The sequence below is a fragment of the Acinetobacter sp. AOR14_HL genome (assembly GCF_027855175.1).
Taxonomy (GTDB): Bacteria; Pseudomonadota; Gammaproteobacteria; order Pseudomonadales; family Moraxellaceae; genus Acinetobacter; species Acinetobacter calcoaceticus.
This window is the reverse complement of the sequence record NZ_JAKTII010000020.1, coordinates 22,934-47,351: the sequence shown is the minus strand read 5'-3', so window position 1 is coordinate 47,351 and position 24,418 is coordinate 22,934. Positions and strand designations below refer to the sequence as shown.

Below are 24,418 nucleotides of genomic sequence, written 5' to 3'. Positions count from 1 at the left end.
ATCTTTTTTTATGAGTATAAATCGCAATATTGGGTGTTCAATAATAGCTATAGAGCTGTGTTACTTTTTAGCTGCTCTAATTCGTGGTGAATCCAGTCAACAAATTTCTGAATGGTCGGTGTGATGTCTTGGCTCGAGTGAATCAGGTAGTACTTTCGGCTGCCTTTTAATTTTTTATTGGAAACAATCACTAGTTCTTTTTTTTGTAGTTCAGACTCAATCAACATTTGCGGAATTAAAGCCATTCCCATGTCATGACTGGCAGCAACAGCAAGCATCGAAAATAACTCATGACGTTGTCCATCAAAGGGTTTTGGATGTTGCATGTGATGAGTCAGAAACCATTCTTGCCAAATGCTAGGCCGAGTGGTTTGTTGCAGCAGGGGAATTTTTAGTAAATCTTCGGAGCTTAAATCATAGGTATTTTCATTGATCATCACTGCATCTGGAAAATACTTTTCGATCAGCCTTGGGGAGCATACAGGTACAATTTCTTCATCCATTAAATAATGCGCTTGTATGCCAGGCCAGTGGTCAATTTGCTGTTGTGTGCCTGCAAAAATAGCAGCGTCAAAAATATTGTCATTAAATAAAAAAGGTTTGGTACTGGTCTCTAAGTGAACCGTAATTTCAGGGTGTTTTTGATTTAAAAGATGAAGTTTGGGTAATAGCCAGCGCGTTGCAAATGTAGGAACAACACCTAACTTTAATGTTCCACCTAAACCCTTATGAGAAATCACATCTGCTGTACATTTTTCTAAACCTAACAAGTAGGGTTTAATGCTTTTAAAATATTGTTGGCCCGCAATAGTTAGCTCGACGCCGTGCCGGGTGCGTATGAATAATTCAACACCCAAGAAATCTTCTAACTGCTGAATTTGGCGAGAGACCGCGCTTTGGGTAATGCATAACTCTTGCGCAGCATAGGTATAACTTAGATGTTTTGCTGCACTTTCAAAGCAAATCAGGCCCTGAATGGATGGGATACTTCTTCGCATAAATAAAATCCTTTTATTTGTTGTCATATTTCAAAACAGCATATGACCTAAATGCAGATATCAGAGTTTAGTCTAAAAATAAGCCATTTTTAATGAAATACAATGAATTAAATATCTAAATTTAATGCGACTTATTTTAAATATGCGTAAGTCGCATATCTGCATGAAGATTTATCGTTTGATTACTGCATTTTTCACGCATAACATCGAGTTAAATAAAGAAGATCAAATCAAGCAGAGGATGCGATGAATCACATGGTGACAACAAAAAAAGCAAAAGTTCAATTTAACTGGCAAGACCCATTTTTAATTGAGCAACAGCTTACCGAAGATGAACGCATGATTCGTGATGCGGCTCATGCCTATTGCCAAGAACGCTTGCAACCACGTGTACTTGAACAATTCCGTCATGAAACAACAGATCCGTCTATTTTTCGTGAAATGGGAGAGCTCGGCTTATTGGGGCCAACCATTCCTGAGCAATATGGCGGCGCGGGTTTGAACTATGTGAGTTATGGCTTGGTTGCGCGTGAAATTGAATATGTCGATTCGGGCTACCGCTCTATGGCCAGCGTGCAAAGCTCATTGGTGATGGTTCCAATTCATGAATTTGGTACCGAAGAGCAAAAGCAGAAGTATTTGCCTAAACTTGCCACTGGTGAATACATTGGCTGTTTTGGTTTGACCGAACCTGACCATGGCTCAGACCCGGGCAGTATGATTACACGTGCTAAAAAAGTTGACGGTGGTTACCGTTTAACTGGCGCAAAAATGTGGATTACCAACAGTCCAATTGCTGATGTATTTGTGGTCTGGGCAAAAGAAGTTTCTGCTGAAGGTAATGTTGGTGATATTCGAGGCTTTATTTTAGAAAAGGGCTGGGAAGGGCTATCTGCGCCTGCCATTCATGGCAAGGTCGGTTTACGTGCATCTATTACGGGTGAAATTGTGATGGATAACGTTTTTGTGCCTGAAGAAAATGCATTCCCTGAAGTTCGAGGATTACGTGGTCCGTTCACTTGCCTAAATAGTGCTCGCTATGGCATTGCATGGGGCGCAATGGGTGCTGCCGAGTTCTGTTGGCATACCGCACATCGATACACAATGGACCGCAAGCAATTTGGTCGTCCCTTGGCTGCAAATCAGTTGATTCAAAAGAAACTGGCAGATATGCAAACTGAAATTGCATTAGGTTTGCAAATAGCTTTACGTTTCGGACGCATGAAAGATGAAGGTATTGCGTCAGTTGAAGGTACATCTTTAATTAAGCGTAACAACTGTGGAAAGGCGCTTGATATTGCTCGTATGGCACGTGACATGATGGGTGGAAACGGTATTAGCGATGAGTTTGGTGTGGCACGTCATTTGGTTAATCTTGAAGTCGTGAATACCTATGAAGGCACACATGACGTTCATGCCTTGATTTTAGGTCGTGCACAAACAGGCATCGCAGCATTTAGTAACTAACTCGTTCATTTTTAAAAGATAGAGGTGTTCTTTCGGGAGTGCCTTTTTAAAAAATAAGGGTATCGTTATGGGTGCATTACAAGGGATTCGGGTTTTAGATTTAAGTCGTGTGCTTGCGGGACCGTGGTGTGGGCAAATCTTTGCAGACCTTGGCGCGGAAGTGATTAAAATTGAACGTCCTCGAGTAGGTGATGACACCCGCATGTGGGGACCGCCATGGATGCCCGATGAAGACGGAAACATGACCCGTGAATCTGGCTATTTTCAGTGTACCAACCGCAATAAATATTCTGTTGCGGTAGACATTACCACACCAGAAGGTCAGGCCTTAATTTATGAAATTGCCAAAACTGCCGATGTGGTGATTGAAAATTATAAGACAGGCTCTTTGGCTAAATATGGTTTGGACTACGCGTCATTAAGTGAGCTGAACCCGAACATTGTGTATTGTTCGATTACTGGTTTTGGACAAGATGGCCCACGTGCAGAAGAACCCGGTTATGACTTTATTATTCAGGGTATGTCTGGCTTAATGAGCATTACTGGTGAGCCTGATGATGTGGCAGGTGGTGGGGCACAAAAGGTTGGTGTGGCTGTGGTAGACATTCAAACGGGGTTGTATTCGACCATTGCCATTCAAGCTGCTTTGATTGCACGCTCGCACACGGGGCGCGGTCAATATATTGATATGTCACTACTTGATGTGCAGGTCGCAGCATTGGCAAATCAGGGAATGAATTATTTAGCTTCGGGTAAAGCACCGCAGCGTATGGGCAATCAACATCCAAGTATTGTGCCGTATCAAACTTTTAAGGCTAAAGATAAAGAATTTATTATTGCGTGTGGTAACGACAAACAGTTTAAAGACTTATGCATTGCGATTGGTTATCCAGAGCTACTCGAAAATGAAAAGTTTGTGCGTAATCAAGACCGAGTCAAATATCGAGATGAACTGATTCCTTTATTGTCGGAGCATTTTTTGCAGAAAACTGCCAAAGAATGGGTCGAGAGGATTCATGCGCTTAAAGTGCCAGTAGGTGTTATCAACTCTATTGAAGATGCTTTGGCTGAACCACAAATTGTACATCGCAATTTGGTGGTGAATATTCCTCATCGTTTAAATGAAGACTTTCAAACCATTGGCTCACCAATCAAGTTGTCTGATACTCCAGTTGAATATCATCATGCACCGCCAGAGCTTGGTGAACATACTGCTCAAATCTTATCGAGATTTAAAACAGTAGAAGAGCTGGCTACGTTAAAAGAGAAAGGCATTATTGATGGGAAAATTGCTTAAGCTATTGCCGCTTTTAATGTGATTCAATTTTAATGAAAACTGTGATTTGAAATAAATCACAGTTTTTTATTGGAAAATAAGAGCCTTAATATTTAAAAATAAGTGGCAGCTCTGGTCTGAAATCATGAATCATTCCTTGAGGTTCATGATCAAAACTGATTTCCATTAAATGCTCTGATCCATCAGTCACTTCAAAACTATCAAGCGTATTGAACAGTAACGAAGTAGGGTGCTGTTCAAGGTTTGGAATAGAAACCTTAATTGCGGTGATTTCTGATAAATCTTTGCTATGCACAAGTGGTTGTTGTTTTTCTTTTGCAGCAAGGTCTGGTCGTGAAGCAAATGAAAGGAAGAACCACATCGGTTCAGATACCATAGAATCTTTGGCAACATTTACTTCTAAGCTGGCTGGTAAATAGCTTGGCTTGTACACCCAATTAGGAAATTTTGCGCCGTTATCATCTTTATTTTTAGGGCGAAAACAAATACCAAAAGGGGACGCGATATTATTTTGAGTACTTAGTCGTTCAAAAAGCAGGGTGGGTTTTGTGAGATCACTTGAGGCTTCTTCTGGATTATTTAAAAAGATTAATTCGATAAAGCTATTTTTAAAGAAAAAGCGTCTATTTTCTGTACCTTGACCCGGGTGCTTATTGGATGAACCTTCTGTTAGACCGAATTTTTTTAAAGTTTCAGCTTCGGGAGCGCCTGATTGTACACAAATAAAAATATGGTCCACTTCCATTTTAAGTTCTCATGTTAATTTTGATGAATATTAAATAATTGATTAATAGAATTTTTCATGTTTATCGCAAGTGTTTCATCGAAACCATCGACTAAAAAGCGGCTAATTAAGCCTTCAATCACCGTATAGATCAGCTCAGATAAAGCTTCACCATTCGGTACATTGCAGTTCTGTGCAATCAGTACTTTAATCCATTGTTTATGGGCTTTAGAAATAGAAATAATGTCTTGATCATCTTGGTTAGACTCAGCGACCGCTCTTACAAATAAACAGCCTTTAAAAAAATCTTGCCTAAACCAATTGGTATGCCAATCAAGAATTTTATTGATGGCCTCTAACCCCGTTGCATCTCCCACATAGCCTAAAAGACTTTGCTTAAACCGTTCATCACGTGCAACGAGCACAGACTGAACCAGTTGATTTTTATTTTTATAGTACGTGTACATGGTGGTTTTGGAACAGCCCGATTCATCGCGAATCAAGTCGACGCCAACCCCGACAAAACTATTTTCATTAAATAACTTCTCGGCTGTATCTAATATTTTTAAGGCAGATTTTGACATAAAATTTTTCCAAAAAATAAAATAGTACAGATCTGTACTATTTGGAATTTTATCTATATGCTTTTTAAAAAGCAACTTTTTGTTTGAGGAATACAACCCATGTTCTCGATCTTTTATGGCAAAGAAAAACTGGCTCCATCGCCCAATAAAATTGATATTTTAAGAAGCCTTATTGGTGGAACATTGAGCATCTTTATACTTTTGTGGTTGAGTAAGCTCACACACAATATCTTTATCATGGCGCCGTTTGGCGCGACCTGTGTACTGCTCTATACCGTGTCACAGTCTCCTTTAGCACAGCCGAGAAATATCATATTTGGGCATCTTATCTCGGCTTTTGTGGGCTTATTTTTTCTAAAATTTGTCGGTGTTTCCATTTTTACAATTGCTTTATCAGTGGGTTGTGCTATTGCACTCATGCAGATTTTTAAATGCGTTCATCCACCTGCTGGGGCCAATCCTCTGGTTATTTTGCTTACTGCGAGCAGCATACATTACGAGTGGAGCTTCTTAATTTTCCCTGTTTTGGTCGGCGCAGTGTCTTTAGTTTTTGTTGCGATGCTGATTAATAATATTAAAGCGAGCACCAAGTGGCCGATGTATGGCTTGGGAATTTTAAATAGTAAAAAGTAGGGAAGGCATGAAGTATTTTGAGCTGAAAAATAATAAAAGTATTCACTATGCCAAGATAGTGAATACTTTTGAATGAAATTATGACTTCTTCGAAATACGCTCTTCGATGGCAAATTTGAGTAAAGAAGCACTGCGGTAAAAGCCATGTGCGAACTTACCAAATGGCATGGTAATAAAGAACGTCATGACCGTGGCTAAATGGAAAATCAGTAAAAGTGCCATGTAAGGGGTATTGCGAAATGCCATGAGTGCTAACCCTGAAGCGCTAACGATAAGCAGAAGGAAGATAAAGCCTCGATCTACAGGTTTTTGCTCACGGTCACCATGTAATGGATGGCGTTTAAGATTTAAATAGAGTAAGCCAGATGGTCCGATGACTAAGCCAATTCCACCAAAAGTTCCTAAAATCACAGGTAAGCTTAGGTAAGGATAAGGTGCATGTAGGTCAAGAAAATAGTGATATAAAGTCGCTACACCTGTAGCTGCAAAGCAGAGCATAAAGCCATAAAACGTCAGGTGATGGAACACACGGCGGATTTGTGTGTAACGGTCATCTTGTTCATTACAACCTTTGCCATGCCCACCATCTAAATATTTAAGTGTTAATACATTTTGAGTAGCTTGAACAAGATCAGGTTTTTCAACTTTGCCATGAATGACTTTAGATGTTTGTCGCCAGAATTTGCTAATTCCAATGCCGAGCAAAACAATCGCAACTGTAAAGGTCGCTCCAAACAATAGTGCTAAAAAGTTATGCGGGAAAATCGCATAGAAATTACCTTGATAGCCTGCAAACAGGTCGGTGCCTTTGTACCACACCACAGCTAACATACATAAAAAGAAAATAAGTGTTAATGCCAAGACAAAAGGAATACCCACAGACTTATAAAGTCGGCCTAAAGGCTGAGGTGTAGCAAACTCTTGGTAAGTTTCCAAACGTACTTGCGCCATCGCTTGTGGAATATTTACACCAAACTCATGTGGTGGGGCGTATTGGCAAGCATGTAGACATGCACCACAGTTATGGCACAGGTTTGCGAGGTAATGAATATCGGCTTGATTAAACTCAAGACGTTTGGTCATGGCCGCAAATACAGCACAAAATGACTCGCAGTAGCGACAAGCATTACAAATCTGTAGCGCTCTTTGAACTTCCTGCTCATGGTCAGAGAGCTGAACAACTGGAATTAGGGCTTTAGTACTAGCATTCATGTTCAACTCCTTGTGAAAGTGCATAGTGGGCTGCATTTTTTCCGGCAATGCGTCCAAAGGTTGTGCCAATCGACATGCCAACGCCTGCGGTATAACCCTGACCGAGTACGTTACCTGCCATCATTTCACCTGCGACAAACAGGTTGCGGCTAGCTTTATTGTTAAAACGCACAGCGGCATCGTCTTCGACTTTTAAACCTAAATAGGTAAAGGTAATGCCGGGTTTAAGGGCATAAGCATAGAAGGGTGGTTGATCGAGCGGAACGGCCCAATGGGTTTTATTAGGAACAATATTTTGGGTGGTGCAGTTATCTAAAACAGTATGGTTAAAGGTGCCTTGCACACAGGCTTGATTAAACTCTTCTACGGTGTGGCATAAGGTTTTTGCGTCTAGCCCGATTTTTTCGGCTAACTCTTGAATGCTATTTGCTTTTACACCCGCAAAAACAGGCGGCATAAAGCGCCCAATGGCTTTTGAGTCAATAATGGAATAGGCAATTTGCTGTGGCTGTTTGGCAACAAGACGGCCCCAAATCGCATAACGTTTTGGCCAGAAGTCTTCGCCTTCATCATAAAAACGTTCAGCTTTGTTATTGACCACAATTCCCAAGGAAACGCAGTCAATACGAGTACAAATACCACCGTCATATAACGGTGCGCGTGCATCTACGGCGACACAGTGCGATTGCGATGGGTCACCAATAATATCGGCACCTTGATCTATCATAAATTTAAGCAAGTTGCCTTGATTAAAGCGGGTACCACGAATAATGAAATTATCGGCAGGCCATTCGCCGTTTTCATTTTGTCCCCATGCTTCTCTTAACCATTCCAGATTTGACTCAAAACCACCTGCGGCCAATACACAGCTTTTTGCTTTAAACACACGTCCATCTTCAGCAATTGCAGCTTCAAAATGTCCTTGATTTAACTTTAGATCTTTAATTTTTGTGCTGTATAAAATTTCGATACCAAGTTCTTGAGCACTACGGTAATACGCATTAATGAGGGCTTTACCACCACCCATAAAAAAAGCATTAGTACGTGCAACATGCAAAGCACCCGATAGTGGCGGCTGAAAATTCACACCATGTTTACGCATCCAGTCGCGGCAGGTCGCCGTGCTACGAATGACCAGACGGGCTAAGTGCTCATTGGTTTTGCCTGCAGTCACTTTAAGTAGGTCTTGCCAATATTCTTCTTCGGGGTAGGCATCAACCAATACATCTTGAGGAGTGTCATGCATGCAGCGAAGGTTACGAGTGTGTTGTGAGTTACCACCACGCCATTCTTTAGGTGCTGCTTCTATTACTAGCACAGACGCGCCACTTTCTTTTGCCGTGAGCGCGGCACACAGTGCGGCATTCCCACCACCAATTACAATCACATCATGCATGGATTTCTCCCTTTCTCAGCTAGGGCTAATGTAGCTTTAAAAGAGAAGGTGGAGTGAGAGGCTGGGCTTGAATGGGTGTTTAGTAAAAATAAACACTAATGGCTTAAGTGTTTATTATCTCCGCACCCGGCCAACGTTTTTCATTAATCAAGTTTGCTACACAGGCGCGAATCACCACTTTCGTGGCTAAGGTGGCAGGCGAGATTTCTTCTTCAGATAAGCTAATTAAATAGTTAATCCGTTCAATTGCAGGTTCTACAACGCGCAGCAAACATAAGTCTTGCCGTGAATTTAATGCTGCACCCGCAGGTTGAATAGTTGCCATTTCGAGTTGGCTAATGCTTTCCATTAGCAAATGTAGCCCATCAATTTCATAGGCCACTTTAAGCTGATGAATTTTCTGTTCGAGTAACAAGCGCAGTCCATGTCGTTGACTCGGTAAAATCAGTGGAAGTTCTTTCAGCTGTGGATGGTTAATGGTTTGAGTGTCGATACAGCTTTCAAGATGGTACTGACTCAGCACTTCTTTTGGCGAAATTAAAAACATTTGCTCTTTGACTAAAGGCTGTATGGCCCATTGCGGGTCGACATCATCACTAAAGATGATAGCAACATCGAGTTGTCTTGCATTGACCAATGCTTTGAGGTCACCCGATAACCCTTCAATTAAACGGACTTTAATGTCGGGATAGCGATTTCTCATGAGTTTTAGAAAATGCGTACCAATAACCGCTGCAACACTTGGCGAAAAACCGACGGTAACATGTCCACTTAAACGTGAAGAATGAGCAGAATCTACGGCATGGTCTAGGTGCCTAAGTGCGAGTTGAACCTGTTGAAAAAAAGCTAAACCCGCAGGGGTGGGAACTGTACCAAGGGCGGTGCGCTGCAAAAGGCGAATGGAGAGTTCGCTTTCTAATTTTGAGATTTGCTGACTTAATGCAGACGTTCCAATATCGAGATTTTTTGCAGCTTTACCCAAGCTTCCTGACTCGATCACTGCAATAAAATACTTTAATTGTTTGAGTTCCACTGGAAATACTACATTAACCTTTATGGATTAATTCTACACTGGTTTATCGCTATATATTTTGTTCTATTGCTTTGAGTAAACGGGCAATAGAGTAAAGGCAACATCACCTCAAGATGTTGCCTTTTAGAGCTTTTATTCTTTAACCTGCTCAAGACCCTGTTCTTCAATAATTTGTGTTGCTTGTGGCGATTTCACAAATTTGATTAACTCTTTTGCAACCTTCTCATGTTCAGAGTTTTTACCAATGCCCGCCGCAAACACGGTGACTTTTTGATAAGGTGCTGGAATTGGACCGACTAATTCAACTTGACCATATTTGCCAGTGAAAGGTTTGATTTCACTGATTTGCTGGAAGCCAATATCAAACTGTCCTTCCGCAATACGTTTTGCAACTCGGTCACCTACCACTTTTTCTGCTTTACCAGAAATTACTTTGTATTCCACAGGCGAGAAGCTTGGGAAAACATTCTTTTCAAGATGTGTGCCGCTCGCACTTGCCGAATAGCCTATGTGCTTTGCATTTAATAAAACCTTTTCGAATTTTGCAGCAGAACTAATGTCTGGTTTTGGGGCACCTTTAGGAATAGCCATGCCAATGCTTGAATTAACTAAAGCACTTTGTGAATTTGGGTCTACATAACCCTTTTCTGCAAGCTTGTTTAGTTCAGGAGCAGCTAATACCACAACATCAAAATGTTCACCACGATCGAGTCGATTTGGGATTGCCGTTGGCGATGCACCCATTGATGAACCAGACGAGAGGTGAACTGTGTGACCAGTTTGCTTTTCAAATATTGGAATGAGTTTTTCCATAGATGAATAAAAACCGCCTGAGCTAATCACTTCGATTGTATCTGCGTTAGCAAGGGTTGAGCCTAAGCCTGCACTGGCTAGGCAAATGGTCATGAAGATAGGGGACTTTTTCATAGTATCTCGCTTTAATGATAGGAGAGCACAGTACGGCTGAAACATGCGCCGTACTGTTCATTAAAATTTCAGGTTAAGTAGTTGTTTTAAGCGCTAACCTTCACAGGTTCAGCAATTGCTTCAGAATTTTTCTGTTTAGAACCACGGCATAGATATAAGCTTGAGATGAGGCTACATACCGCAGCTAACATCAGCCAAAATGCTGGTGCACTTGCATTACCCGTATTTTCGACTAGATATGTACAGGCAATCGGGGTCATGCCACCAAAAATAGCTGCTGCAAGACTGAACGCTAAAGAGAAGCCGACTGTACGTACACGTTTTGGCATCACTTCGGCAAGCGTTGCGACCATGGTTCCGTTGTACAGACCAAAGAAGAACGAGAAGTAAGCAAGTGTAATCAAAAGGTTAGTGAAACTAATGTCACTCACTAACCAGCTTAAAACTGGATAACTTGTAAAGAGAGCAAGTGTGGTAATACCGACCAAAACAGGACGACGACCAATTTTGTCTGAAAGTAGTCCACCTATTGGTAACCAGAAAAAGTTCGACAAACCAACAAATACTGTTGCTAACAGGCTATCTGTTACCGACATTTCTAAAGTACGTTTTGCATATACTGTGGTGTAAACCGTAATAAAGTAGAAAGTAGTCGTTGTCATCGCGCTCATCATCATACCGGCAAGCACAATACGCCAGTTGCTCACGAGTGTGCTGAAAATCTCTTTAGAGGTTGGATGAGTTTTTTGAGCTTTAAAGTCTTCGGTTTCTTCCAGAGTACGGCGGAATAAAAAGATTAAAGGAATAATTAAACAACCAATTAAGAACGGAATACGCCAGCCCCATTCACCCACTTGAGCAGTAGTTAAAATGGTGTTGAGCCAGTAACCAAGTAATGCGGCAAACACAACAGCAATCTGTTGGCTGCCAGACTGCCAGCTTGTGATAAATCCACGGTTTTTATCTGTTGCAATTTCAGCTAAATAAATAGAAACACCGCCAGATTCAACGCCTGCCGAGAAGCCTTGCAATAGACGTCCGATCACCACCAAAATTGGCGCAATAATACCAATGGTTTCATAACCTGGCACAAAGGTAATTAAGATGGTTCCGATTGCCATAAGGCTTAAGGTCACAATAAGACCTTTACGTCGTCCAACTCTGTCGACATAAGCACCCAAGAAAATAGCGCCAAGAGGACGCATAAGAAAGCCCGCAGCAAATACGGTAAATGTCATCATTAAAGAGACATATTCATTTTCAGAGTGGAAAAATTTTGCTGCGATATAAGTGGCATAGAAACCAAAAAGAAAAAAATCGTACTGTTCTAAAAAGTTGCCACTCGTTACATTTAATATTTTTTTAAAAGTAGCCCTAGGGTTATTCACGACATCCATTGGAGACCTCCTTGGCCTGACAGAATGGAAACATTCACGATTTTCGAGGTCGGACCTAAATCGGTTCAATCAATAAACCTAAATAAAAATGGGTTTGAGATGAGATTTAGAGAGACCCTTCGTAGAAAATGTGATGCCTTGTTTCCAGTTCAAACTACACATCTATATTTTGATAAACAGAAAACCACTTATCATTCGGACGAAAATGTAATCTCAAAAAGCAGGAGGGAGTGAGAGGGCAAAATTAATTGGGTATTTAATAAAATTAATGGCCTTTTATAAAATAATTTCAGAACATGGCCAGATTTGATTTTGAATAAGCTCTTTCACACACGCTTTAATTGCAGACTTAGCAGCGAGTGCTGCAGGGGATAATTCTTCTTCGGCAAGGCTCACCAAGTAATTGATTCGCTCAACTTCAGGGTCAACCAGTTTGAGCAATTGAAGCTTATGTTTGTACTCTTGCAGACAAGCACTTCCGGGGCGGACACTGGCAAGTTCAAGGTGAATCAGGCTATCCATGAGTAAGTGTAGGCCATCAATTTCATAGACGACATTAAGCTGTCCAATCTTGTGTTCAAGTAATTTTCTTAGACTGTGGCGCTGGCGTGGCAGCACTAAAGGAATGTCACCAATTTGTTGAGACTGAATAATGCCGCTTTTGATGCACTCAGCAAGACCGTATTTTTCGAGCACTTCTTTGCGTGCCATTAAATACATTTGCTCGCGTACCAATGGTTGTATTGACCATTGCTTGTCAATTTCATTGGTAAAAATAATGGCAATATCAAGCTGACGCGAGTTAATGGCTTGAATGAGATTACCCGACAGTGTTTCGACAATTTCAAGACGAATATCTGGATAGCGTTCAGACATTAATTTCATTAAAGGGATGCCAATCAAAGCGGTAATGGTCGGTGGAAACCCAAGGCTGACATGTCCAGAAAGTCTTGCAGAATGTGCAGCATCTATTGCAAAGTTCACTTGACGTAAAATAAGTTGAGAATGTTTTAAAAATGCGAGACCTGCGGGAGTTGGTGTGACACCAAAGGCATTACGCTGCAGCAAACGAATGCTTAACTCTTGTTCTAGTTTACTAATTTGTTGACTAATTGCCGAAGCACCAACATCAAGTTTTTGGGCTGCCTTACCAATACTGCCTGCTTCAACGACCGTCAAAAAATACTTTATTTGCTTGATTTCCATATATAAATGTCCGTATTAATTTTAGTAAGCGTTAAATTTTCATAGATTTTTTGTATATTAACAGCTGTATATTCTCTTATAAATAATTATCCATTCTCATAAAAGTGATCTTTAACTTCATATTCCAATAATAATAAAACGACCCTTTTCAGTTTATCTCGCTCTCTTTGCTTGGAATTTTAAGCCTATTTAATTTTACTAATGCCCCCTTTAAATTATTGGTATCACGATGATTTCTTATTCTGTGCTTTAATCTTCTCAAATTAGAAAGGGAGAGCATTAAATGCATGATGCATTAAAAAATATGATGGGTTTGCAAATTATGAAGAAGCGTACCTGATTAAATAACTATTGGAAAAACATATGAGTATTTAGCTCATTTGATCAGAAGGGAAAATTGGGTAAATAGGTTTATTTATTTGAATATTAAACGTTACCCATAGCATGGATATGCAAAAGACAACTCAATAGATTATATTTTTACTATCTTATTGTTATTCATCAGTATTAATTAAAACCAGCATTTTGGGATATTTTTGCAAAGGTTTTAATTACTCATTATAGATCTGGTGATTGTCATAACCTTCCCCCCACTTAGCTATTTCTTTTAGTCGGTTGATTCTTAATTTTTATAGTAACGCAGCATTGCTGAAGTTCGCTGTGAAAAAGCGCATTTCAAAACACAAGATTAAAACTAAAAACCAGTAAACATGATCGTGCCAAGGAGGTCGATTATGGAGATTGGTAAAAATCAAAATATGAATAGAGCAAAACGTTATAAGGATGTATGTAACATGAAAAATTTAACTTTACTCGCATTAACATGCGTCAGTGTGACAATGGCTGGGTGTGGTTCTGGAAATGCTTCTAAAGAGGCGGGTCAGCCAAAACGTCCGGAATGTATAGCCCCAGCAAAGCCAGGTGGTGGGTTTGATATGACTTGTAAATTAATCCAATCTGGCTTTAAACAAACAGACCAGCTCAAAGACCCAATACGCGTAACCTATATGCCAGGTGGGGTAGGTGCCGTAGCCTATAACAAAATCGTAAACAGTGATCCTGCGAATAATAATGCCGTGGTTGCATTTTCCACTGGTTCACTCTTGAACTTAGCACAAGGAAAATTCGGACACTTCACTGAAAAAGATGTGAAATGGTTATCTGGGGTCGCCGTCGATTATGGTCTGGTTTCGGTACATAAAGACTCACCATTGAAAAACCTTGATGACTTGATGAAAGCACTCCGAGAAAACCCAAAAGCACTGAGCTTTGGTGGTGCCGGAAGTGTGGGTGGTCAAGACTGGATGCAAACAGCAATGTTGGCAAAAAAAGCAGGTATTAGTCCTGCTAATTTAAGATTTGTTGCACTTGAAGGTGGTGGGGAAGTGCTGACTTCATTACTGGGGCAGCATATTCAAGTCGGGGTAGGGAATATCAGTGAAGTAAGTTCATACCTAGAGTCTGGTGATATTCGGGTTTTGGCAGTTTTTGCAAACAAGCGTTTAGACGGGAAGTTCTCAAAATTACCTACTGCAAAAGAGCAAGGCTACGACATAGAGTGGCCAGTCATCCGTGGTTTCTATATGGGACCAAAGGTCAGTGATGAAGCCTATGGTTGGTGGAAAAATGCCTTTGATAAAATGATGGCTAACCAGAAATTTGATGCAGTCCGTGAAAATCAGGATCTACTCCCATTTCAGATGACAGGTGAAGAACTCACTGCTTATGTTTATAAACAGACCGCAGAAATGCGGCAGTTATCGCAAGAATATAAATTATCACAATAACAAATAGGCTGGGTTGAGAAGCTATTTTTCAGCTCAGTTTTTTTCTGAGGATAGATAATGAAATCTGAACGGATTCTTACCGCCATTATTACGGTTTGCGGATTATTTTTGTTGATCTATGCGAGCAATTTTGAAGCGCCAATTTCCTACGATCCAGTGGGCCCTAAAGCTTTTCCTATTCTGTTAATGGGGTTAATTACAGCGAGTGCAGCGTATCTAACTATTCGACCAGCCATTATGTTTGAACCCGTTGAGTTGGGGTGGACAAAACATCTAGTCGTTAAGTTAGCGTTGTGTGTGGTGGCTTTAACGCTATATGCATTAGTTTTTGAATGGCTAGGCTTTATTGTTGCAACCCTATTAATGACCATTGCAGTGGGCAAACTTTTCCATGGCAAAACCATACCGGTTTTGGTGACAGGTTTGGTACTTAGCATGAGTACCTATTATATGTTTGACCGTTTCTTGGATGTGCCATTACCACTTGGATTTTTTGGTTAAGGATGACCCGATATGGATGTATTAAGTTTTTTAATGATGGGTTTTGAGGTTGCCTTGCAACCACAGAATCTTTTAATTGCTTTGATTGGCGCATTTATTGGAACGATTGTAGGGTTATTGCCAGGTTTAGGTCCAATTAATGGTGTGGCAATTTTATTGCCGTTTGCTTACGCCTTGGGTTTACCCGTAGATAGTGCCTTGATTTTATTGGCAGCAGTGTATTTGGGCTGTGAATACGGCGGACGTATTTCAGCGATTCTGTTAAACGTACCCGGAGATGCTGGGGCCATTATGACCACTTTAGATGGTTATCCATTGGCACAGCAAGGAAAAGCAGGAATCGCACTGTCTTTGTCATCGGTCAGTTCCTTTGTTGGGAGTACTGTCGCCTTTATTGGGATTGTGTTGTTTGCTCCTATACTGGCGAAATGGGCAATTGCGTTTGGTCCCGCTGAATATTTTGCGCTGATGGTCTTTGCAATTGTTTGTTTAACTGGTCTGGTCAGTACGCAGCCTTTTAAAACCTTAATTATGGCGCTCATGGGCTTAGCACTTTCAACTGTGGGAATGGATGCAATTACAGGTGTGTATCGCTTTACCTTTAACAGTGTAGGTTTAAGTGACGGAATTGCTTTTACAACTTTGGTTATTGGCTTATTTAGTGTAAGTGAAATTTTATTATTACTCGAACGTACCACAATTGGTCAAGTTACCTTAAAACAAGGAAAGCGTTCTCTTTTTAATCTTAAAGAGTTCTTCTTCTCGTTAGTTGCTATTATCCGCAGTTCAGTGATTGGTTTCTTCTTGGGTATTCTTCCTGGAGCAGGTGCAACAGTTGCAAGTGCAATGGCCTATACCACTGAACGCAAAATGGCAAAGGATAGTAGCAAGTTTGGTAAAGGTGACTTACGTGGGCTTGCTGCACCAGAAAGTGCTAATAACGCAGCGGCTTGTGGTTCATTTGTGCCAATGTTGACACTAGGTGTGCCAGGCTCGGGGACGACTGCGGTAATGATGGGCGCGTTGCTTATGTACAACATAACACCAGGTCCACAGTTATTTGTTCAGCAACCTGTACTGGTGTGGTCACTAATTGCATCTTTAATGGTGGGTAATATCATTCTGTTGGTATTGAACTTGCCACTGGTGGGTTTCTTTGCCCGCATGTTAAGTATTCCTAATTATATTCTGATCCCGATCATCGCAAGTGTTAGTTTTGTTGGTGTGTATGCTATTCATAGCAATATCTTTGACTTGCTGTTATGTATGGGCTTGGGTGTATTTGGATATATTTTACGAAAATTTGATTTCCCATTGGCACCGCTGATTCTTGGTTTCGTACTTGGAGAGTTGATGGAATCAAATTTACGCCGTGCCTTGTCGATTTCTCAAGGGGAACTTGGCATCTTGTGGAGCAGTAACATCAGTATGGGGCTTTGGATCATGTCAGGATTATTACTGATATTGCCAATCGTTCGTAAGTACTTGTTTATCAAAAAACAACAAGCTTAATAGGACAACAATAATAGTCAGCATTGGTTGACTATTATTGCTCAGAATTATGGAAAAAATAAGCTCAAATCTCAAAGGATTAGCAATTGCTCTGGTCGGAGCTTTAATTGCCAAATATTTGCATATTCCCTTGCCTTGGTTGCTTGGACCTTTATTGACGGCTTTATTGTTCGGTAGCGTTGGTCATCCACTTGCTTGTGATCCGCATTGGCGACGCATAGGGCAGGTCATTATTGGTATGGCCTTAGGCTTATACTTTACACCAGCCTTGGTACAGGCAGTGGCGGCATATTGGGGCTTTATTCTAATTGGGTTGGTATGGTCACTTGTATTGGGTACGTTGCTGGCTGGTTTGCAATATCGAGTTAATGCATTGGATTGGGCAACTGCATGGTTTTCTTCGGCCATTGGCAGTGCCAGTGAAATGGTGAATATTGCAGAACGCTATCAAGCTCAAGTTGAGAAAGTCGTTGCTGCCCATAGTTTGAGAATTGTAGTTCTAGTTGTGTTGGTTCCAATTTTTATGGAACTTTATTTTCAAGTTGAATGGACTGGTTTAAAAATACCAGAGTCGGATCAATTTAGCTTTTTTCAGGTCGTATTGCTGTTTTGTATGGCCCTGTTTGTGGGTAAAGTTTTTCAATTTTTTAATCTTTTGAATGCTTGGATTTTGGGACCACTTGCCATTATTGGGTTGTTGTCATTTTGCGGAATACTTCAGATGAAATTGCCCGAATGGTTTACTGCCTTTGGTCAAGTCTGTATTGGTTGGTCATTAGGCAGCAAATTTCCATTTAGCTTTTTAAAGAAAAATAAAAAGTTTATTGGGATAACACTGATATTCAATCTGCTGGCTTTAGTGTTATCGATCAGCTTTGCGTTATTACTGGTCAACCTAAGCCATACTGAAAAACAAAACTTGATTTTAGGGCTTTCACCCGGAGGCATCGCAGAAATGTCACTGATGGCTAAAGCTCTCGGACTCGCAGTACCTATTGTAGTTGCCTTTCAGCTCTCAAGATTAATTTTCGTAATTCTCACTACACGCTTTTTTTATCAATACAGTCTGCAATTGTTTTTTAAATCTAAAAAGTAAGTAAGACATTTTTAAAGAGCTGAAAAGCTATTTAAGGGGAGACTATATCTACAATTTTTGTAAATGGATGAACAGCACGCTTTATTGAAATAAAACAAAGGAATGCGAAATGAAATTTAACTCAGCTAAGACAATGCTAATCGTTAGCTTAACCACTCTCACCACATTTACCCATGCCGATCAGAACAGTGAAATTGAACAATTGCGTGCAGAAGTGAATGAACTTCGACAAATGCTTCAGACTCAAAAAGCAACATCTACAACTAGCGTACAGGTTCCATACGTACCAACAGCAAGTGTTATCACGCCGCCAGAAAAAAATCCTCAAGCTATATTCAAATGGCAATCAAAATCTGGTGCCGATGTTAATTTGTATGGCTTTGTTCGTGCTGATGCTGCATATCAGTTTGAAGGCGCGAAAGGTATGTTTAACCGCATTAATGGTGTGTTACTAGAAGGGGATCCTGATAAAAAATCGACTGAAGATCGTTTGGATTCGACCGTAAATGCCTCTCGTATTGGTTTAGATTTTAATACTGCTGTAGGGGAAAAGACGTTAAAAGGGAAAATTGAAATAGATTTTCGTGGTGGGACAAATAAAGACAATGCCCGTCTGCGACATGTCTATTTAAATTATGATCGTTGGTTGATCGGTCAAACGACGTCTACTTTTCTTTCAACTGAAACAGCACCAGAAATGCTAGATTCAAATACCGCTTTAGGTGGTGGTACCAATCGTAATCCAATGGTGCGTTATTCAGGGCCAATCAATACATCCACCTCTTATTTCTTAAGCTTAGAAAAAGGTAATGACGAGAACCGTCTGCCTTTACTGGCAAGTAAATTGAAACATGAATTTGCCACTGATAAAGGCGTAATGACTGCACGTGGTTTAGTTCAGGAAGTCCGTCTACGTAATGAAAATGATGAAACTAAAATGGGATGGGGGGCTGCACTAGGTCTTCGCTATAAAATCACACCATCTTTATTATTTAATAGTAACTATTCGCATGTTTCTGGAGACAATAAATTATTACTGGCTACCTCTGATAATGTTCGTCATATCCAAAACGGAGATGATATCGAATTAATTGATTTTGATGCATTTCAAATGGGCCTTACTTATCAATTTAATGAAAAACTAAGGGGCACAATAGGTCATGGTGCATTGATCTATGAAGATAAAGACGTAATAACAAAAGATGCCAATAAAAAGTTACAACAGAGTTGGGCTAATCTGATGTTTAAACCCAATAAACCCTTAACTTTTGGGGTCGAATATGTCTATGGCGAGCGCAACACTGTAAGTCAACAAGTAGGGAAAGATAAGCGTATAGAAATGATGGCGAAATATGAATTTTAGTGGAAGATTTAGATTGCTGATGTATGTACTATCTTAATCTACAGACTGTATATCCGATAAATTTATAAGCTAAAGCGAAGGTATATAAATATCATCGCTTTAGCTTTTCTAGTTTGGTGCGCCGTGATTTATAGAGATATGAAGGATTGGAAAATCTATCGTGCGCTTTAATATCAACAGCAATAAATACAAAAGTTTCTTAAAAAATTATCTGAAAGTTTTAAATCATCGTCGTCTTTAATCTTGAGTTCAAAGCGAATTATCTCATTTCAGAGAGGCAATCTTATAATTTTTAAATATGGCATCCACAGTCAACGAATTGGCGTTTGGGGCTAAGCGCATCACTCAAAATCTAAATAAAGTGAACAATCAAAATAAAAAAATCCAGGATGGATCCATGATTTTTGTAGTAAGAAATAGAACATTAGTATTGGGAATCGCTTCAATTTGTACAAGTGCATTACATGCTGCGGCATTTGATAAAACAGGCCAATCCGTCTCAGCATTTTTACAACCGGGAAATTACTTTGAAGCAAGTTTAGGTGTGACAGATACTGATTTAAAAGGAGTGGAATCTGGTACTAACCCTTCACATCAGTCAATTTCCGATATTGCCAATACAGATTATCGGCCGACTGCGGCTTTAAAATTACAGTTGGCACCGCAGTATTCATTCGGGTTGCTTTACGATCAGCCTTTTGGGGCTGACACCGAATATTCTGGAGTAAATGGCTTTGTCGCAACCCCGAAAGATACAGTTATGCTTCCCGGTATTACGACTACAAGCCTTGTAAATGCTACTTCTGGTCAAGTTCCCACAGGAAATGCAAAATCAGAATTTGATATTCAAAGTTTTAGCTTCATTGCTGGATATCAACCTAATAAAAACTGGAATATTTTTGCAGGGCCGGTTTATCAAACCTTCAAAAGTCAGGTCAATTTAAGAGGCAATGTATTTAGTCTTTATAATGGCTATGACTTTCAAACTAAAACTGTGGGTGATTGGGGCTGGTTAGCTGGACTGGCTTATCAAATTCCCGAAAAGGCCGTTAAAGTTTCACTTACCTATCGTTCTGCCATTACCCACAAAGTAAACGCAACTGAAAATGCGCCGTTAATTGATATGTTAACCACTCAGCAAGGACGCGATTTAGTTAGCCAACATCTCGACTATATGATTTCTATCGGGCAGATGACTGAGCAAAAGAAAAACTATTTAAATCACATTATTTCAGCGTTACCTAATGGCGAAGGCTCTGGTACAACCAAATTTAAATCTCCAAACTCAGTGAATTTAGAGTTTCAAACGGGTTTACGTCAGGGAATTTTACTGTTCGGTAGCTTGCGTTGGGTAAATTGGAGTGATTTGGCGCTACAACCTTATCGTTTTGGTGAAATTTCAAAAGTTGTCGGGGGCTTATCGACACCAAGCCGTCCAGAAGGATTTAATTTGGTTCGTTATGATGATGACCAATGGACTTTAAATTTGGGAGTAGGGCAACGTTTTTCACCTAAATGGTTAGGCTCTGTGTCAGTGGGGTGGGACTCTGGTGCGGGTGATAAAGTTTCAACGGGTGGCCCAACCAAGGGATATTACAACTTAGGAGTGGGAGCCCAATACAGTCCAACATCACAATACTTTATTTCTGGTGGTGTGAAATATTACTGGTTAGGCGATGCAAAAGGTCAGCTTGGCGCGCAGGCCGGTAGTGATTATTATGTAGGGGAGTTTAAGGATAATCACTCTTTAAGCTATGGATTAAAAATAGGATATAAATTCTAAATAATACAAAAAATTAAAAGAGGAAATAGAGAATGGATTCATTGATAATTACTATATTCTTACCCATAGCCTTGGCTATTATTATGGCTGGTATGGGGCTAGAATTAACCCTTAAAGATTTTAAACGTGTTCGCCAGCACCCCAAAGCCGTATTTATTGCATTGTTTTGTCAGCTCATTATTTTAGTGGCTATCGCATTTATTATTTGTAAGGTTTTTGCTTTACCACCAATGATTGCTGTCGGGCTGATGTTACTTGCGGCTTCACCGGGAGGGGCCACTGCAAATTTATTTAGCTATTTATATAAGGGTGATATTGCACTTAATATTACTTTAACTGCGATAAATTCAGTGCTTGCTGCTTTTACATTGCCATTGATTGTGAACTTTGCATTACTACATTTCGTTGCAAGTGAACAACACGTTGGATTGCAATTTTCTAAAATAATTCAAGTATTTGTTATTATTTTGGTTCCCGTCATCATTGGGATGTTGATCAGACATTTCTCACCAAAATTTGCAGAAAGGTTAAATAACCCTGTTCGTGTTTTCGCAATTGTATTTTTACTTTTTATTATTGCGCTCGCGATTGCCAAAGACTATCAAAAACTTCTCAATTACATTGGGCTAGTGGGTGGGGCAACCTTGCTTTTCTGTATTTGTAGTCTTTTGATTGGTTATTTGGTGCCTCGTTTATTTGGTATTAATAGCTTTCAAGCCAAAGCCTGTGCTTTTGAAATAGGAATTCATAACAGTACTTTAGCGTTAACAATTGCTTTAACTGTTATGGCGAGTTCAGACGCAGCTATGCCGGCAGCCGTGTATTCAATCTTAATGTATGTAATGGCAACACTATTTGGCACATTATTGAATCGATTAGAAAAGAAAGATTTAGCTAAAAACAAAATAATTATTAACTAACTGCAAAGATTATTAAAACGGAGCTTTATTCATAATGAACAAATTTTTTAAAAACAGCCTATTTATAGGGTTATCGACTTTGATTTCTGGTTATGGAACGGTCCTTCATGCAGAAGCAAGTCCAACAACTTTGCCAGCGGTTTCACAAAAAGCGTTAACGATTATTGATGGGCAAACACAGTGGTTAAATAAGGTTTATAAAGACATTCATGAACACCCTGAACTTGGGTTTATGGAAACGCGTACTTCTGCCATTGTTGCCAAAGAGCTTAAGTCATTAGGGTTTGATGTTAAAACTGGAATAGCCAAGACAGGTGTGGTTGGCATTTTAAAAAACGGTGATGGGCCAACGGTCATGTACCGTGCCGACATGGATGCCAATACTGTTCAAGAAGCGACTGGCTTACCTTATGCAAGTAAAGTGCGGGTAAAACTTGACGATGGAACCGAAACGCCTGTTGCACATATGTGTGGTCATGATGCACATGTGACATGGATGCTCAGTATGGCAAAAACCTTAGTCGCTTTAAAAAAAGAATGGAGCGGAACTATTATTTTAGTCGCACAACCTGCTGAAGAGCCTATAACGGGTGCTAAAGCCATGGTGACTGACGGTTTGTGGACAAAATACAATTTGCCAAAACCCGATTATTTCTTTGCAGTACATACCACACCTGCACCTGTTGGAGTGGTCATTAATGCGCCGGGGCCACGCATGGCGGGAACCGATCAGCTCGATGTTTTATTTAAAGGCGTGGGTGGGCATGGGTCATTACCAATGCTAACCAAAAATCCAATTAGCATGGCGGCAAATGCAGTAACTCAATATCAAACTATTATGGGTAACGCAGTCGACCCTCAACAAGCAGCAGTTTTATCGATTGGCTCAATCCAAGCTGGAAATTCGAATAATGTGATTCCTTCTACTGCACTGGTCAAAATGAACTTGCGTTGGTTTGATCCAAAAATACGCGAAACCATGTTAAATAACATTAAGTTCATGAGTGATGGTGCTGCCGAAATGCAGGGCATGGGTAAAGATCAATTGCCTACTTTTACCTTTAAGGGTTCAAGTACGCCTGTAGTTAATAATAAAGAGTTCTCTGCGCGTTTAAATGGACCTTTAAAAGCTTTGCTAGGCGACAAACATGTTCTAACTGATTATCCCGCCATTATGGGTTCTGAAGATGTTCACCATTTGTTAGGTGATCAAAAAGACATTCCATTTAACTTTATGTTTATTGGCGTGGCAGATCCGGTTGTGTTTGCCAATGCAGTCAAGCAAGGCAAACCTGTGCCTTATATTCCGCATAGTCCGAACTATGTTGTAGATTTAAAAGCCTTGCCTGTCGGGGCTAAAGTCACCACAGTCTCTATGCTCGAACTGTTAAATAAAAAATAAGATGTTCATAAAAAAGATGCATTCATGTGCATCTTTTTTTATCTAAAATTTTTAGAAATTTAAGAACAAGACAGATGTTTTTCCCGATAGTGTAGCGGTGATAAATCTGTCCAGCGTCGAAAAGCACGGGTAAAACTACTCACATCGGTAAAGCCAAGAATATAGGCAATTTCGGTAATATTGTGGCTTGAATTTTTAATATACGACAAAGCGAGTTCGTGCCGTGTATTGTCGAGTAGCTCGCTATAAGACGTATTTTCTGCCGATAGCTTACGTTGCAAACTCCGTATACTTAAGCCTAAACTTTTTGCAACGTCTTGCTGTTGAAAGTCACCTGTAGATAATTTTTCAATGAGTTTTACTTTCACACGAGCCAATATATTTTCTTTATCAAACCGTGCAAGATAACGATTAATAATCTCATCATATTCTTGGGTGAGGGACGGATTCCCACCATCTAAAGGCTGCTCTATGGTTGCTGTGTCAAACACAATCATGTCTTTGGGTGCATTAAACACAATCGGGGCTTTTAAAATACTCTGAAAAGTTTCTAAATCTTCTGGCTCTGAGCGTCTTAATTCAATGCGTAAGGGCGAAAAAACAGAACCTTGTAACGCACGACTTGAACGAATAAAAACAGAGATAAAAGCATCGATAGATTCGGGTTGAACTTCATCGGGAACATGAATAACGAAATAATGATTTTTCCCCTCGCCATAAAACTCGAGTTCAGGAATGTCGGTCACTATGCGGAAGTAACGAATAATTCTTAAAAACATTTCTTTTAGTGTTGTGCTGGTAATGAGTGAATGGCCCAACACATGAAATGTATTTTGGTTGACTTGGCTGGCAACTTTAAGGCCAAAGCACGAGTCCTGAGTCGCTTGAACGGCTAATTTCCATAAATTCGCAGTTTGTTTTAATGAATAGCGTGCATCTGGATCATTTAGGGCCTGAACATCTAAACCTGCTTGTTTTAATAAAGGTTGGCTATCCACACCTGCTTTTTCAAGCGCTTTTTGAATCGCTTTAACCCAGCTAGCCAGTGCCGTTGCTGTCTGTGGCATGTTATGTCCTATAACTTGTGATTCATATTCCTGTGAGCAGTATAAAAGATTCAAAACCAAAAAATCTTTTGTTTGTTTTGAATCTTACTATTTTGGCATCCATAGCCAATAGA

21 protein-coding genes are annotated in these 24,418 nt (G+C 40.1%); 11 read left to right on the top strand and 10 right to left on the bottom strand.

What is annotated here, in order from left to right; genetic code table 11:
- Positions 1-47 precede the first annotated feature (47 nt).
- Positions 48-998, bottom strand: coding sequence for a LysR substrate-binding domain-containing protein (locus MKL38_RS17820; RefSeq protein ID WP_205469841.1), 951 nt, complete (start codon positions 996-998; stop codon positions 48-50).
- Positions 999-1,244: 246 nt separating this feature from the next.
- On the opposite strand from MKL38_RS17820, the gene MKL38_RS17815 reads away from it, so the two are divergent.
- Both MKL38_RS17815 and MKL38_RS17810 read left to right on the top strand, forming a co-directional pair.
- Positions 1,245-2,465, top strand: coding sequence for an acyl-CoA dehydrogenase (locus MKL38_RS17815; RefSeq protein WP_004641353.1), 1,221 nt, complete (start codon positions 1,245-1,247; stop codon positions 2,463-2,465).
- Between the two features lie 67 nt (positions 2,466-2,532).
- Positions 2,533-3,762, top strand: coding sequence for a CaiB/BaiF CoA transferase family protein (locus MKL38_RS17810; protein ID WP_270903963.1), 1,230 nt, complete (start codon positions 2,533-2,535; stop codon positions 3,760-3,762).
- Between the two features lie 85 nt (positions 3,763-3,847).
- On the opposite strand, the gene MKL38_RS17805 is transcribed toward MKL38_RS17810, so the two are convergent.
- Both MKL38_RS17805 and MKL38_RS17800 read right to left on the bottom strand, forming a co-directional pair.
- Positions 3,848-4,507 carry a VOC family protein gene (locus MKL38_RS17805; RefSeq protein ID WP_270903962.1) on the bottom strand — a complete coding sequence of 220 codons (660 nt, stop codon included), beginning with the start codon at positions 4,505-4,507 and terminating at the stop codon, positions 3,848-3,850.
- A 14-nt stretch (positions 4,508-4,521) separates the two neighbouring features.
- Positions 4,522-5,070: a TetR/AcrR family transcriptional regulator gene (locus MKL38_RS17800; protein WP_270903961.1), complete on the bottom strand. Its 549-nt coding sequence runs from the start codon at positions 5,068-5,070 to the stop codon at positions 4,522-4,524.
- A gap of 99 nt (positions 5,071-5,169) precedes the next feature.
- On the opposite strand from MKL38_RS17800, the gene MKL38_RS17795 reads away from it, so the two are divergent.
- Complete coding sequence (locus tag MKL38_RS17795) at positions 5,170-5,703, top strand: HPP family protein (protein WP_270903960.1); 534 nt, start codon at positions 5,170-5,172, stop codon at positions 5,701-5,703.
- 78 nt (positions 5,704-5,781) lie between these two features.
- On the opposite strand, the gene tcuB is transcribed toward MKL38_RS17795, so the two are convergent.
- The 6 genes from tcuB to MKL38_RS17765 form a co-directional block, all read right to left on the bottom strand.
- A complete protein-coding gene (tcuB, locus tag MKL38_RS17790) occupies positions 5,782-6,915 on the bottom strand; it encodes a tricarballylate utilization 4Fe-4S protein TcuB (RefSeq protein ID WP_270903959.1) in 1,134 nt (377 codons plus the stop codon).
- Entirely contained in the window at positions 6,905-8,311 is a 1,407-nt protein-coding gene (tcuA, locus tag MKL38_RS17785; RefSeq protein ID WP_270903958.1) for an FAD-dependent tricarballylate dehydrogenase TcuA, read from the bottom strand. Before tcuA ends, tcuB begins: the two co-directional genes overlap by 11 nt.
- A 103-nt stretch (positions 8,312-8,414) precedes the next feature.
- The gene (locus tag MKL38_RS17780; RefSeq protein ID WP_270903957.1) at positions 8,415-9,344 is read right to left on the bottom strand and encodes a LysR family transcriptional regulator; all 930 of its coding nucleotides are present in this window, start codon (positions 9,342-9,344) and stop codon (positions 8,415-8,417) included.
- Positions 9,345-9,476: 132 nt separating this feature from the next.
- Positions 9,477-10,271 (bottom strand): substrate-binding domain-containing protein, encoded by a 795-nt coding sequence (locus tag MKL38_RS17775; RefSeq protein WP_209830053.1) that lies wholly within the window; start codon positions 10,269-10,271, stop codon positions 9,477-9,479.
- Between the two features lie 86 nt (positions 10,272-10,357).
- Entirely contained in the window at positions 10,358-11,668 is a 1,311-nt protein-coding gene (locus MKL38_RS17770; RefSeq protein ID WP_003655916.1) for an MFS transporter, read from the bottom strand.
- A gap of 276 nt (positions 11,669-11,944) precedes the next feature.
- Positions 11,945-12,874 (bottom strand): LysR family transcriptional regulator, encoded by a 930-nt coding sequence (locus MKL38_RS17765; RefSeq protein WP_003655918.1) that lies wholly within the window; start codon positions 12,872-12,874, stop codon positions 11,945-11,947.
- Positions 12,875-13,608: 734 nt separating this feature from the next.
- On the opposite strand from MKL38_RS17765, the gene MKL38_RS17760 reads away from it, so the two are divergent.
- From MKL38_RS17760 to MKL38_RS17725, 8 genes are all read left to right on the top strand, one after another.
- Entirely contained in the window at positions 13,609-14,661 is a 1,053-nt protein-coding gene (locus tag MKL38_RS17760) for a Bug family tripartite tricarboxylate transporter substrate binding protein (RefSeq protein ID WP_005042955.1), read from the top strand.
- Between the two features lie 54 nt (positions 14,662-14,715).
- On the top strand, positions 14,716-15,162 hold the full coding sequence (locus MKL38_RS17755) for a tripartite tricarboxylate transporter TctB family protein (RefSeq protein ID WP_003655924.1): 447 nt from the start codon (positions 14,716-14,718) through the stop codon (positions 15,160-15,162).
- A 12-nt stretch (positions 15,163-15,174) separates the two neighbouring features.
- Positions 15,175-16,674, top strand: a complete 1,500-nt coding sequence (locus MKL38_RS17750; RefSeq protein ID WP_003655925.1) for a tripartite tricarboxylate transporter permease — start codon at positions 15,175-15,177, stop codon at positions 16,672-16,674.
- Between the two features lie 49 nt (positions 16,675-16,723).
- On the top strand, positions 16,724-17,770 hold the full coding sequence (locus MKL38_RS17745; protein WP_270903956.1) for an AbrB family transcriptional regulator: 1,047 nt from the start codon (positions 16,724-16,726) through the stop codon (positions 17,768-17,770).
- Positions 17,771-17,879: 109 nt separating this feature from the next.
- On the top strand, positions 17,880-19,133 hold the full coding sequence (locus tag MKL38_RS17740; protein ID WP_270903955.1) for a DcaP family trimeric outer membrane transporter: 1,254 nt from the start codon (positions 17,880-17,882) through the stop codon (positions 19,131-19,133).
- Positions 19,134-19,530: 397 nt separating this feature from the next.
- Positions 19,531-20,916 carry a long-chain fatty acid transporter gene (locus MKL38_RS17735; protein WP_270903954.1) on the top strand — a complete coding sequence of 462 codons (1,386 nt, stop codon included), beginning with the start codon at positions 19,531-19,533 and terminating at the stop codon, positions 20,914-20,916.
- A gap of 32 nt (positions 20,917-20,948) precedes the next feature.
- Positions 20,949-21,836 carry a bile acid:sodium symporter family protein gene (locus MKL38_RS17730; RefSeq protein WP_270903953.1) on the top strand — a complete coding sequence of 296 codons (888 nt, stop codon included), beginning with the start codon at positions 20,949-20,951 and terminating at the stop codon, positions 21,834-21,836.
- A 34-nt stretch (positions 21,837-21,870) separates the two neighbouring features.
- Positions 21,871-23,238: an amidohydrolase gene (locus tag MKL38_RS17725; RefSeq protein WP_270903952.1), complete on the top strand. Its 1,368-nt coding sequence runs from the start codon at positions 21,871-21,873 to the stop codon at positions 23,236-23,238.
- 59 nt (positions 23,239-23,297) lie between these two features.
- Here MKL38_RS17725 and MKL38_RS17720 read toward each other — a convergent pair whose 3' ends face one another.
- Positions 23,298-24,305 (bottom strand): AraC family transcriptional regulator, encoded by a 1,008-nt coding sequence (locus tag MKL38_RS17720; RefSeq protein WP_270903951.1) that lies wholly within the window; start codon positions 24,303-24,305, stop codon positions 23,298-23,300.
- Positions 24,306-24,418: the final 113 nt, after the last annotated feature.